This window comes from Segatella copri, from assembly GCF_002224675.1.
Lineage (GTDB): Bacteria > Bacteroidota > Bacteroidia > Bacteroidales > Bacteroidaceae > Prevotella > Prevotella copri_U.
Genome location: NZ_NMPZ01000003.1, coordinates 173288 through 185754 on the forward strand (window position 1 = coordinate 173288; position 12467 = coordinate 185754).

Below are 12467 nucleotides of genomic sequence, written 5' to 3' on the forward strand. Positions count from 1 at the left end.
AGGAAGAAGCGTATGATAACATACAATGTAGATGGCGTGAAAATGCCAAAGATCAAGAAGCGCGACACCAGTGCCTGGATTCGCAAGGTAGCTGCCTCTCATGGCCGCAAGGTGGGAGAGATAGGCTATATGTTTGTAGATGACGAGAAGATTCTCGAAGTGAACAACGAGTATCTGGGTCATGATTACTATACCGATGTCATCACCTTCGATTATGATGAGGATGATGTGATTAACGGTGACATCGTGATTTCGCTCGATACCGTGCGTACCAATGCCGAGCAGTTTGGCAAGACCTACGATGATGAGCTTCACCGCGTCATCATCCACGGCATCCTGCACCTCTGCGGCATCAATGACAAAGGTCCGGGAGAGCGAGAAATCATGGAGGAGAACGAGAACAAGGCATTAGCCCTGCTCGAAGGTGCTTCTATATTGAAGAAGTAAAGCCCTTCGATATTGGGAAGCCATTCCTTTGATGTTGGAATTAAGTTTCCAATATTTAGAGATACATTCCCTCTTCGAATTTCCCGGTAGAAGTATAGAAAAACAGCTGTTAACTGTTAACCTGTTAACTCTTGGTGGTTAAGATGAACAGTTAAGTCTTGGCAGTTAAGATGAACAGTTAACTCTTAATGTGGTTCATGAAGCGGGCTGAAGGCCCAGCAAGCTCTTAGCCCAGGGCAACACCCTGGGTACAAGGAAGATATAACGGATTCGCCCTGTAAGGGCAAAAGCTTTCATATACGAGGCTTTTGCTCCTACAGGGCGTTTTGCTTTATTGTATTGCCTTGATTCTCTCGCGGCATTCTTTCAAAATCTCTTTAAGTTCCTCCACGGTCGTGGCTCTCAGCATGGCGATTCTCGTCTGGCGGAAATCAGGAATGCCCTTGAAGATAGGGGAGGCGGCCAGGTGGCGACGGGTGTGGAGAATGCCTCTGTACTCGTCGATGCGCTCCACGTTGATGCGGAGCTGCTCCTCCAAGAGGTCAATCTTCTCATCCACGGTTAATGGGGCTGCACCCGTATTGTCCAGATAATCACGGATTTCCTTGAAAATCCAAGGTCTTCCGAAGGTGGCTCTACCAATCATCACTGCATCTACGCCGTAACGCTCAAAAGCAAGCTTGGCTTCTTCCGGGGTCGTAATGTCGCCGTTGCCGATAATCGGAATATGGATGCGGGGATTGTTCTTCACTTCTCCTATGAGGCTCCAGTCAGCCTCACCCGTGTACATCTGGCTTCGGGTTCTGCCGTGGATGGTGAGTGCCTGGATTCCGCAATCCTGCAACTGCTCGGCAAGCTCGGTGATGATGAGGTTCTCGCAATCCCAACCTAGTCGGGTCTTCACGGTTACGGGCACGTTTACCGCCTTCACCACCTCTCTTGTAATATCCAGCATCAGCGGGATATTCCGGAGCATTCCGGCTCCCGCACCCTTTCCGGCAACCTTCTTCACCGGGCAGCCGAAGTTAATGTCAATCACATCCGGCTTCGCCTGTTCTACGATCTTGGCAGCTTCCACCATATCCTCGGTGGTTCTGCCGTAAATCTGAATGCCCACAGGGCGCTCCTCATCACTTATCGTAAGTTTGCTGACTGTGCTCTTGATGCTTCGCACCAGGGCTTCTGCCGATACGAACTCAGTATAAACCATGGCAGCTCCGAATCGCTTGCAGAGCATGCGAAAGCCAATATCCGTTACGTCTTCCATCGGAGCGAGGAAGAGGGGCTGAGGCCCAAATTCTATATTACCTATTTTCATCTTATTTTTTTTGTTTGGCAAGAGGTGAAAGCTCTTTTCTTTTTTGCGGCTGCAAAGTTAATGCAATTTGGAGACAAAACAAAATAAAACGCAGATATTTTCAATTTTTAAAACGATGATTTTAAGCTTTTGCCCTTACAGGGCGCATTGCTGCTGCTGTTTATAACCCAGGGCGATTGCCCTGGGCTAGGAGTTTCTGCCCTTTCAGGGCGTTCTTTTTGCGTTTCTGCCTTTCAGGGCATGTGTTTCTGCCATAGACGTCTATTTCAGCAGATGATACATTCCTCCTGCCAGGGTGCGGATGATGCCCTTCATTTCCATCTGGAAGAGGAGGGAAGTGAGGCGGGAGATGTCGATGTTCGATTTCACGCTGATGATGTTGATCTGCAGATCATTGGTCTTCGAGAGGATGCTGACGATGAGCTCCTCTTCTGTTGATAACTCCGGGAAGAGGCTGCGCTCGATGCCCTGCTGCTTGGCTCGCATCAGGGTGGCGTCATCCTGCCAGCGCATATCCTTCACGAAATCCTCGGCACTGGTGATGAGCGTGGCGCCGTTGTTGCGAATCAGGTTGTTGCAGCCCTCGCTGTAGTAATCGCCTATCCTGCCCGGGAAGGTGAAGACGTCCCTGTCGTAGGATTGCGAAATATCGCAGGTGATGAGACCTCCGCCATGAGCAGCACTCTCTATCAGGATGCAGGCATCCGACATTCCTGCCACAATTCGGTTGCGGCGCACGAAGTTGATCTTATCCGCATTCGTACGGGTAAGAAACTCGGTGAGCAAACCGCCCTGTTCTATCATCTTTGCAGCCGTTTCCCGGTGCTGACGTGGGTAGAGGTCATCGAGGCCGTGAGCCAGAACGCCCACGGTTTCATAGCCGCTGGCGAGCGCCTGTCTATGAGCCACGATATCCACACCATAAGCCAGGCCGCTCACTATCAAGACACGAGGGGAGAGCTGCTTCAGGTCGGTGATGAAGCGACGGATAAGGTCTTCGCCGTAAGGAGTACAGTGGCGGGTTCCCACGATGTTGATGATTCGCTGCTGGTTCAGGTTGGCGTTGCCTTTATAGAAGAGCATGAGCGGCGCATCATCGCAATCCTTGAGTCGTTGCGGATAACGTTCGTCGTTCATCGTTATCGGTTCGATACCATATCTTATGTCGTATTCCAGTTCTTCTTCGGCGCGTTTTCGGGCCTCGTCGCAGTTTTGGATAGCGTTCACGAGTTTATCCGAGGCATCGGGGAGGATGTCTCTAAGGTTATTCTTATGCTCCAGGATGAGCGTGGCGGAGCCCACCTTTCGGTATAGCTCCAGCATTCCTGCAAGGCTGAAATAATTCAGCCTTGTTAAGAGTATAGTATTTAATATTTCCTGTTGGTCAGCCATAATCTTAAAAAATAATTAGTTATCTCTTCAAGTATTCATACCCAATCCTGCACCTCAGGCATTCCTTCTTGTCGCAGTATTCCTTCTTCAGCTGGATTAGTGCCTGGCTATCCCCGGCGTTCTCCACCTCCAATCCACACTGCTGCCACATCCTTACTATGTGGTTATTCTCCGCCTTCAGCTCCTCCAGGAAATCGAAGGCGCGGTCGCAGTATTTCTCCTCGCCACGGTGTCTGCCGTAGGCAAAGAGGATGGGAACCACGGTGTTGATGATGAGCAGATTGAGCGAGAAAGGGGAGAGGTGCTTCTCGTTGCGGATGCTCGTGCTGCCGAAGGTGTAATGGGTTTCCCAATACTCCGTAACGCTGGTAGAGAGCACCTTCTTCGCCTCCTTCACCGTAGAAGCCTCCAGCAGCTGACTTAATCCCGCACGGCGGTTATAGTAAAGATTCGCAAGCTGCGAAATGCGGATATGCGGGAAGTTCTGCGGGCGGAGTCGCAGGAATCGCCACAGCTTGTAATCCATCGGCTGCAGCGAGAACTTGTGCGAGAGATAAAGATACTCGTTTCTCAATCTCGCAAAATACCCGTCGTTCAAGGCATCTTTCTGATAGCGTTCGGGGATGGTGTTCAGCTCCAGCAATCCTGCCTGCCCCATGAAGATGGCTTCCACCTGGAAGAGGTCGTCGCGGTGATGATCTACGGCTCTCAGCGGTAGGTTCAGCGCCCACTGCTCAAAAGCATCTCCATTGATTCCGAAGCCGTAGTTTCTGGCGAGAGTTACGAAATAGGCATTCTCCCAGTCGCCGTTGCAGCGGCGCACGCGCTCCTCTATCGCCTCCGTCTTCTGCGAAAGGCGTTCGGTTTGCAGGGCGCTCATCCACGAGTGGACAGTGAGCTTGGTGAGCGATGGAATTATCTGATAGCAAGGGGGATACTGGTCGATGGTGAGCAGCTCCTGATAGTGCTTGAAAACATTCTCGGGGATGTCGAGCTGCATCTGCGTCAACGGGGCACCCTTGGAGTTTCGGGCTTCCGTATCTATGTTGCCGCAGACGTGCAGAATCACGTTGTCGTATCTTTCATCCTTGTCGTGGGCGTGAAGAAACCAGTCGCTCGCCTTGTCGTGAATCTCCACGTTGCCCACCCAGAGAGTTCCGGCAATCTTGATTTTGGCGTTGAAGAAATCGGGCCCTGCATTGCGGTTGTGCAATCCGGGGTCGATGACTTCCACCTGCCTGTGGTCGGTGGTGGAAAGAGGGGAGAGTGGGAAGAGTTTGTGCTTCCACACGTAGTGAAGTAGTTGCTCCATATTGTTTCGGCTTTTATGGTTTATAGGATTGCCTCTTTCGGATCGCAAGTTCTGATGCTTGTCCTTTGATGGATGCAGGCCTGGTGCTTGTCCTAGATGGTGCAAGTTTTTCGCTCGTGTGCGGAAGGGGTATTGAAAAATCAGCTGTTAACTGTTAACCTGTTAACCTTGGGATGAGAAATATTTCTCGAATGCCTTGTCGTAATCCTCGCTGTTGCCCAGCTTTCCGTTGATGAGGCAGACGAGTTCTACTGTTGCCTTGAGGCAGAGCTTCTCATCGCTGGCACGGAAGATGTCCTGATGGAAGACGTATCTCACACCCTGCTTCTCCAGCCACAGGCGCGAGAGGAATTCGTCATCGCATTGCAGCGGAACCTTGTACTGCAGGTTCATTCTCGCCACCACGGCATCCACACCCTTATTGTGCATTTCGGCAAAGCTGAGGCCGCATTCCTTCAGGAAGAGATGGCGGGTATGCTCCATGTAGTGCAGATAGTTGGCGTTGTTTACGATGCCCTCAATATCGCACTCGTAATCCCTCACTTCCATCTTTGTCTCGAATATGTATTTGCTCATCATTTTCTCTTTTTTAGTTACTAAATGAGGCTAAAAGCCCTAAATCACTGCAAAAATAACCAAAATTTTCTATTTATTATTATAATAACAAGGATTTTTCAAGGTTTTTCGAAGAAAAATGTGTATTTTTGCCGAATAGAACAAATAAAATTTAGATAAAGATGAAAATTGCTTTGATCGGCTACGGAAAGATGGGACACATGATCGAGGAGATCGCCCTGCAGCGTGGCCACGAAATCGTATGTAAGATTGACGTGAATAACCCTGAGGATATCGACAGTCCGGAGTTCTGCTCTGCCGATGTTGCCATCGAGTTTACAAACCCTACTGCCGCTTACGGCAACTATCTGAAGGCTTTCTCTCACAACGTGAAGGTGGTTTCGGGTTCTACAGGTTGGATGAAAGACCATAAGGAAGACGTGGAGAAACTCTGCGCCGACGGTAAGCAGACCCTCTTTTGGGCTTCTAACTTCAGCATCGGTGTGGCCATTTTCTCTGCCGTAAACCGCTATCTGGCCAAGATCATGAACGGATTCCCACAGTACTCAGTATGCATGCAGGAAACCCACCACGTGCACAAGCTCGATGCGCCATCAGGCACAGCCATCACTCTTGCCGAGGAAATCATCGACAACATCGACAGAAAGAAGGACTGGAAGCGTGGCGTTACTTATTGGACAGAGGATGGTCATCACGATGAGGGCGATGCAAACATCACCGATGAAGACCTGGTGATCAACTGCGTACGCGATGGCGAGGTTCCAGGAATCCACGCCGTGATGTATGATTCAGATGCTGATATGATTACCATCGAGCACAGCGCTCACTCTCGCAAGGGCTTTGCCCTGGGAGCCGTTCTCGCAGCTGAGTTCACAGCCAACCATACCGGTTTGCTCACCACATCAGATTTATTTAAGTTCTAAAGAGACATGATTGACAAGCAGAAACAAAACCTTAATATGAAGGTGCAGTGGGCGAAGTTCGCAGTGGTTCTCGCCCTCTACCTCCTCTTCCTGATATGGGTTGAGAGCTGGCTGGGACTCATTGTGGTTCCGTTCATCTTCGATGTTTACATCACCAAGAAGATTCACTGGCAGTGGTGGAAGGATGAGGAAGGTCCTATCCGTTTCATCATGAGCTGGGTTGATGCGCTCGTGTTCGCGCTCGTAGCGGTTTATTTCATCAACCTCTTCTTCTTCCAGAACTACGTCATTCCGTCTTCCTCTCTCGAAAAGAGTCTCCTCACGGGCGACTATCTCTTCGTGAGCAAGGTAAGCTACGGACCTCGCATTCCTGAAACTCCGCTCACCATGCCGCTCACCCAGCACACTATGCCGCTGGTCAACGTGAAGAGCTACGTGGAGTGGCCTCACTGGGATTACCGCCGAGTAAAAGGCTTGGGCAACGTGAAGCTCAACGACATCGTGGTGTTCAACTATCCTGCCGGCGACACCCTCTGCAACGAGGAGCGCTATCAGGCGAATGATTACTATCAGATGGTTTATTCCATCGGCGACCAGATTCTGGAGCAGAACGGACAGCAGCAGGATGTGCGCGTGCTGAACCCATTGCAGCAGCGCCGATACTTCGAAAAAGTGTATGCTGCCGGACGCAACTACATCGCCAGTATGCCGGGCGAATATGGTGACATCATCAGCCGTCCTACCGACCGCCGCGAGAACTATGTGAAGCGCTGCGTAGGTTTGCCGGGTCAGACCCTGCAGATCAAGAACCGCATCGTTTACCTGAACGGCAAGGCGAACAAGGAGCCTGATAACGTGCAATATACCTACAAGATGAAGCTCAAGGGCGAGTTCCCTATTGACCTGGCTGATGAGCTGGGAATCACCAATGAAGACCTGCTGATGTATAATCAGAGCGGCGTGATTCCACTCACCAAGAAGGCTTATCTCGCCCTGAAGGCGAACAAGAACCTCGTGGAGAGCATCTCCATCAATACTGATGCGAGATACGGAGACCTTTATCCGCTCAACGCCTACACCGGCTGGACATGCGATAATTACGGTCCTGTATGGATTCCGAAGAAGGGCAAGAGCATTGCTCTGACATTGAAGAATCTGCCAGTATATGAGCGCTGCATCAAGGTTTACGAGGGCAACGACCTCAAGGTAGATAGCAAGGGCAACATCTTCATCAACGGCAAGCTGGCGAAGAGCTACACCTTCAAGCTCGACTACTACTGGATGATGGGTGACAACCGCCACAACTCAGCCGACAGCCGCTACTGGGGCTTCGTGCCAGAGGACCACATCGTGGGCAAGCCAATCTTCATCTGGTGGAGCCACAGTCCTGACCATCCAGGCTTCTCAGGCATCCGCTGGAACCGCCTGTTCAACTTCGTAGATAACATCAAGTAACAGAAGTTTTTGAAATCAAGAAAGCAAAGATAGATTGAAAATCGCAGTTAAATTCCTAATAGCTTTAGGCTTGTCGCTGCTCCTGGTATGGGTGGTGCGAACCTATGCCTTCACTGTCTTCACGGTGCCTGCGGGAGGTCTTCCTCCGCAACTGCAGGCTGGCAACCGGGTGATAGTGAATAGGATTGACTGCGATTTTTTCAATCGTGGCGATGTGGTTGTGTTCCGTGATTCCGTCACGTATCAGCGCCGCAACCAGCGCCGCAAGATAGTTGCTGAGGCTTATTTCATAGGTAGGGTAGAGAAGCAGCCGGGCGATACGATTCGCATCGATACGGTGCAGTATATCATTCCTACGGTGTGCTGCAAGCGCTGCGGCTGCAAGGATTGCCGCTTCTATCTGCTGAAAACGCCTACCGGGCAGCAGGTGGTGCATAAGCATCAGATGATAGGCAAGGCGTATAAGCTGTTTTAGCCGATCCCATCGCTCGCCCTTATTATTAATCCTTAATTTAAAATTCAAAATTGAAAGCCCTTCTTTCTTCCACATATTTCGGCCCCATCCAGTGGTATCAGAAGCTGAACCGCTACGATGAATGCCTGATAGAGCGCCACGAGAGCTTTATCAAGCAAACCTATCGCAACCGTATGATCATCCCGACCACCAACGGCCCCCTCTCGCTCACCATCCCAACGAACCACAACACATCGCTGGCGATGAAGGACATCCGCATCTCCGACCACGCCAACTGGCGCCACGTCCACTGGAATGCGCTCCTCTCCGCCTACGGCGAGAGCCCTTTCTTCGAGTATTACCAGGACGACATCCGCCCCTTCTTCGAGAAGAAATACGAGTTCCTCTTCGATTTCAACATGGAGACTACAGAGAAGATGATAGAGCTCCTCGACATCCGTCCGAAGATTTCAATCACCGAAGCCTATATTCAGAGTAAAGAACTGAAAGAAGAGGATGAAATCAAGGATTTCCGCGATGCTATTCGCCCAAAGAAGCCGCTTCCTGACGCTGAATTCGCTCCCAAGCGCTATTATCAGGTCTATGAACAGAAGCACGGTTTCCAGCCGAATATGAGCATCCTGGACCTCCTTTTCAATGAAGGCAACGAGGCGATATTCTACCTATAAATAATAAGGTAGAGTATCGCCTCGCAGTTTTTTGCAGCCTTTAACAGCCTTCTCACTGCCTTTAGTTAAAAAAACTAACTCGCTCTAATTTGGACTTTGATTGAAAATCAAGAAGTTGGGCGTTTGCCTATATTATATAGGTAACAATATGGAAACGAGCGGACTTCTGCTCGTTTCTGTATTTTGCAATATGCAAAGAACGCCTCAATTCGGGGGGCAAAGATACGATATTTTTCTAAATATCCAATGATTTACAAGAGGAATTTTATGGAAATTAGAACTTTTGCGTAAAATCTGATGCTTACCAACACAATATGCATCCAAAAAAAAACAGCAGGTATTCGGATATAGTTTATCCGAATACCTGTTGCCATAACGTTTTATTGCTGAAGATGATTCTGACATCGGCTTTCATGTACTGTTGCAATATTGGGGTATTTTGTCCCTGTGTGCTCACAGTGGCTGTAGCCATAAAATAGTTGCCATCTTCCCTATGTATGAGTTTGGCATTATGGCTTATGATGTTGCAGTTATAAGATGCATTGTCGTTGCCCTCGAAAGAAACATGAGTTGTCCTTGGCTCATCGAAAAGATGCAAATACTCAAAAAAATCTTAAAACATTCTTTATCCCCGATTAAATATCGTACCTTTGCAACCGAAAGAGTTCTTTGAATGGTTATGCAAATCACAGCAGGATGCTACATTCTGTATATTTCTAATTCGTAACCTCTTCTTTTTATGAGATAAAAACTTATCTCATTCTCAATTACTTATAAATAATAAGTACTTTCGATGAAAAAGCTCTTCAATATTTAGACTTACTGACATAGGGCTGTCATAGAAGACGCTATCTTTGTATCAAAAAGTATTAAACTTAATATTATAGAATATGAAAAGATTATTTTTATGCTCATCATTTGCTGATGTTGCTAATCTATTTGTCGATTGTGCCAAAGAAGATTTGCAAGGGAAAATTATAGCTTTTATACCAACTGCAAGCCTTACAGAACCAATACGATTCTATGTAAAAAAGGGGAAAAAGGCTTTAGAAGAAGCAGGAATGATTGTTGAAGAAGTCGAGATTACCCAACTGCCCAAAGAGGAAATATCTTCTATATTACATAAATGCGATTATATCTACATAACAGGTGGAAATACATTTTTCCTTTTGCAAGAGTTAAAAAGAAAAGGTGTTGATAAAATTATATCTAAACAAGTGAAATTGGGTAAACTGTATATTGGGGAATCTGCCGGAGCAATAATAGCCTCTCCCGATGCAGAATATATGAGAAGTGTGAATTTTGATCCAATAGAAAAGGCTCCTGAATTGAAAGACTGCACTTCTTTAGATTTGGTCGATTTTTATACGATTCCCCATTATGGAAATTTTCCATTCAAGAAAAAAGGTGAAAAGATAGTTCAACTATATAATGAGAAGTTGCAGCTTATTCCTATAAGTAATAAACAAGCTGTTATTATTGAAGATTCAAATATTCAAATTAAAGATGCAAAATGAATAGAATAGACCGTATTTCTGCTATATTGATTCAGTTACAATCGCACTCGTTAGTGAAAGCACAGCAAATTTCAGAACGTTTTGTAGCATAGACGAGATGCCAAGAAAGCATATCAAAGCAGAATGCAGCAACAAGAACGGTTGGCAATTCGTTACCTCAAAATCGGACAATCCTCCCAATGTCCTTATTATAAAGGGATAAAGATTATATTCCAAAATTACACTAAATAAACAGGGTAACAAATATTATGTGAGAAATGATGTAAAAAGTTTGGCGGTTTGAACAATTTTCGGTAATTTTGCAGCTGTGATTAATAACAATTTAAATGGCAAGGTTATGAAGAATATAAAAAAGTTTGTTTTGTTGGCATTGAGTTTGTGCATTACTCTGTTTGCTACAAGTTGCAGTGAAGATGAAACGTCACAGGCTTCTATTAACTCACTGAATATGCTCGATGAGAATCATGGCAAGACCCTGTTAGGTGAAACGGGAGTTTATATAAACGGCTCGATGAATTTCCGGTCTGACAGTTGGCAAGTAATTGATTTGGGAATTTCTTCAAGTTTTCCGAGTAAGACGATGCCAAATTTGGATAACTTGTCAAGCGAAATAAGCGTATTGCCAAATCACCGGTATGCATGTTGTAATACCGAAAATGTTTTGACTTTTCCTTCTCATAAGAATGCATATGAGATAGGATGCAAATATTATCAGTTTGTGGTATCTTCTTTCTTGGAGAAAGAAACTGGCAAGGTTGGGGCTGTCGTAGAATATACGTCGTCTTTGTCTGATGAAAAAGAATTGCCTCAAAAAGATACTAACATAGGTAACTTGTTTGGGCTAGACGAACAATTGTCGTTTGATGCTCTTGGAGCAGAAGAATATTGTTTTTTCGAAAAGAGTGAAGACTTTGCAATAAGTCTGTCTAATGGACATTTGAAAGTGGCTTTGCGTAAGTCTCCAAATGAACTCTATGGGCCTTATGGCACATATTCGATATATCTACGCAAAGGCAATGTGTATACTAAAGTGACATTTGATGTCAATCTTTAGCTTATGTTTAACAACGGATTTCCCATGGTGCTCATTTTGAAGATTGGCTAAAAGTATTGCTGTATCCAGTGGTGGGTTAGTATATTCCATACGCATATAAACAAAAAGTTCCGCCCTGGTACGCTGTTCTATGGGAAGCGTGGCGGATTCTAGTGCTGCAAAGATACGCTTTTAATTTGTAATCTCCAAATGTTTTCAGAGAAATCTGCTTGTAAGATAGGGAATTTAACGCAAAAAGTTCTAAATTCAACAATTTCCCCTATATCATCTTTAATATAAAACTCTGACGCAGCCAAAGCGCAAGACTCTTTTACCTGATGCTGCCTACATCATTTTTTATATATAAATGAGAGGGGAATGTATTAAGTTTATTTCCCTCTCATTTAGTTTAGTTAGTTTCCAGAAACTTTATTTTGAGCTTTTCATAGCACGTTTTATGCGATTTGATTCTTGCAAAAGCTTATTGGCTATACTATCTTTATAAGTAGCCATTTCAACCATTTCATGATGATGGCGAATAGAATCCTCGTAGGCAGCAACACAATTTCTTACATCATCTATAACTTTCTCATCTCGGCAAACAGAAAAATGCTTTTCGATGTATCGAACATTTGGGTCGTCAGATGGAAGAACCATCTTCAAAGCCCGATACTTCAAATCTGCCTCCTCCCAATCTTGATGCTCTCGCCATTGGGTGAGATTGCCCCAAATGGAGATGACAAGAGATAGAGCCAAGCCTCCAATGAAAAGAAGAACATACTTTGAAGTTGGCTCGAAGCGATGAGTCACTACTTTCTTCAGAGGTGTGTTATCCATTGCGTGAAGTTTGTCCTGCACAATTTTTGATGTGGCATTCAGCTCTTGTTTCACCTGATTAACAGTATCAAACAAGAGTTTACTTCGCTGTTCGCCGTTGCTTGCTTCTTTCTTGGTAAGGTCGGTAAAGATGCAAATTGCCTCTCTTAATCTTGCCAATTTGTCAATAGCTTCCCCTTCTTTTACAGCCATAGCAAGAATAGCTTTTTCAAGTTTGCTTGTATCAACACTTACAGAGACTGGAGTGCTTTCCGCCTCTGTATTCTTTGGTGAGGCAGAAAGTTCATCGACTTTCTGCTCCAATCTCTCAACTGTGCCGTAGATGGCTTCCAATAGTTCTTCTTTCATCTTTCTTTTGTTGTTTGAATGGTTTGTAACTTGCATCAAAGGCTAAAGCCTCTTCTGCGTTTCTTCTTTTTCTTCTTGGATGATTCATCCTCTGGGAATTGCTCAAAGGTCTGAGCATTGGCTGGAGCAAAAAGTCCAATGGAAGAAATACCATTCCATGGGTTCA

12 protein-coding genes are annotated in these 12467 nt (G+C 46.2%); 7 read left to right on the top strand and 5 right to left on the bottom strand.

Annotated elements, in window-relative coordinates:
- Positions 1–12: 12 nt before the first annotated feature.
- Positions 13–447: an rRNA maturation RNase YbeY gene (gene ybeY, locus CFT61_RS03470; protein ID WP_006848933.1), complete on the top strand. Its 435-nt coding sequence runs from the start codon at positions 13–15 to the stop codon at positions 445–447.
- Between the two features lie 331 nt (positions 448–778).
- Here ybeY and dusB read toward each other — a convergent pair whose 3' ends face one another.
- From dusB to CFT61_RS03490, 4 genes are all read right to left on the bottom strand, one after another.
- Positions 779–1765, bottom strand: coding sequence for a tRNA dihydrouridine synthase DusB (gene dusB, locus CFT61_RS03475; RefSeq protein ID WP_089543107.1), 987 nt, complete (start codon positions 1763–1765; stop codon positions 779–781).
- A gap of 261 nt (positions 1766–2026) precedes the next feature.
- Positions 2027–3157: a DNA-processing protein DprA gene (dprA, locus tag CFT61_RS03480; RefSeq protein WP_089543090.1), complete on the bottom strand. Its 1131-nt coding sequence runs from the start codon at positions 3155–3157 to the stop codon at positions 2027–2029.
- 19 nt (positions 3158–3176) lie between these two features.
- Positions 3177–4469 carry a DUF2851 family protein gene (locus CFT61_RS03485; protein WP_089543108.1) on the bottom strand — a complete coding sequence of 431 codons (1293 nt, stop codon included), beginning with the start codon at positions 4467–4469 and terminating at the stop codon, positions 3177–3179.
- Positions 4470–4631: 162 nt separating this feature from the next.
- A complete protein-coding gene (locus CFT61_RS03490; RefSeq protein WP_089543109.1) occupies positions 4632–5045 on the bottom strand; it encodes an acyl-CoA thioesterase in 414 nt (137 codons plus the stop codon).
- A 161-nt stretch (positions 5046–5206) separates the two neighbouring features.
- On the opposite strand from CFT61_RS03490, the gene dapB reads away from it, so the two are divergent.
- From dapB to CFT61_RS03525, 6 genes are all read left to right on the top strand, one after another.
- Positions 5207–5968 carry a 4-hydroxy-tetrahydrodipicolinate reductase gene (dapB, locus tag CFT61_RS03495; protein ID WP_089543091.1) on the top strand — a complete coding sequence of 254 codons (762 nt, stop codon included), beginning with the start codon at positions 5207–5209 and terminating at the stop codon, positions 5966–5968.
- 6 nt (positions 5969–5974) lie between these two features.
- Entirely contained in the window at positions 5975–7423 is a 1449-nt protein-coding gene (locus CFT61_RS03500) for a S26 family signal peptidase (protein ID WP_089543092.1), read from the top strand.
- Between the two features lie 34 nt (positions 7424–7457).
- A complete protein-coding gene (locus tag CFT61_RS03505; protein ID WP_142990540.1) occupies positions 7458–7898 on the top strand; it encodes a S26 family signal peptidase in 441 nt (146 codons plus the stop codon).
- A gap of 50 nt (positions 7899–7948) precedes the next feature.
- Complete coding sequence (locus CFT61_RS03510; protein ID WP_089543094.1) at positions 7949–8566, top strand: WbqC family protein; 618 nt, start codon at positions 7949–7951, stop codon at positions 8564–8566.
- Between the two features lie 890 nt (positions 8567–9456).
- A complete protein-coding gene (locus CFT61_RS03520) occupies positions 9457–10083 on the top strand; it encodes a Type 1 glutamine amidotransferase-like domain-containing protein (RefSeq protein ID WP_004315354.1) in 627 nt (208 codons plus the stop codon).
- A 337-nt stretch (positions 10084–10420) separates the two neighbouring features.
- Positions 10421–11137: a DUF5036 family protein gene (locus CFT61_RS03525; RefSeq protein ID WP_089543096.1), complete on the top strand. Its 717-nt coding sequence runs from the start codon at positions 10421–10423 to the stop codon at positions 11135–11137.
- 408 nt (positions 11138–11545) lie between these two features.
- On the opposite strand, the gene CFT61_RS03530 is transcribed toward CFT61_RS03525, so the two are convergent.
- The gene (locus CFT61_RS03530) at positions 11546–12301 is read right to left on the bottom strand and encodes a hypothetical protein (protein WP_089543110.1); all 756 of its coding nucleotides are present in this window, start codon (positions 12299–12301) and stop codon (positions 11546–11548) included.
- Positions 12302–12467 lie beyond the last annotated feature (166 nt).

Coding starts and splice junctions, on each gene's coding strand:
- ybeY (WP_006848933.1), top strand. CDS start 13: ATGATAACATACAATGTAGATGGCGTGAAAATGCCAAAGATCAAGAAG.
- dusB (WP_089543107.1), bottom strand. CDS start 1,765: ATGAAAATAGGTAATATAGAATTTGGGCCTCAGCCCCTCTTCCTCGCT.
- dprA (WP_089543090.1), bottom strand. CDS start 3,157: ATGGCTGACCAACAGGAAATATTAAATACTATACTCTTAACAAGGCTG.
- CFT61_RS03485 (WP_089543108.1), bottom strand. CDS start 4,469: ATGGAGCAACTACTTCACTACGTGTGGAAGCACAAACTCTTCCCACTC.
- CFT61_RS03490 (WP_089543109.1), bottom strand. CDS start 5,045: ATGAGCAAATACATATTCGAGACAAAGATGGAAGTGAGGGATTACGAG.
- dapB (WP_089543091.1), top strand. CDS start 5,207: ATGAAAATTGCTTTGATCGGCTACGGAAAGATGGGACACATGATCGAG.
- CFT61_RS03500 (WP_089543092.1), top strand. CDS start 5,975: ATGATTGACAAGCAGAAACAAAACCTTAATATGAAGGTGCAGTGGGCG.
- CFT61_RS03520 (WP_004315354.1), top strand. CDS start 9,457: ATGAAAAGATTATTTTTATGCTCATCATTTGCTGATGTTGCTAATCTA.
- CFT61_RS03525 (WP_089543096.1), top strand. CDS start 10,421: ATGAAGAATATAAAAAAGTTTGTTTTGTTGGCATTGAGTTTGTGCATT.
- CFT61_RS03530 (WP_089543110.1), bottom strand. CDS start 12,301: ATGAAAGAAGAACTATTGGAAGCCATCTACGGCACAGTTGAGAGATTG.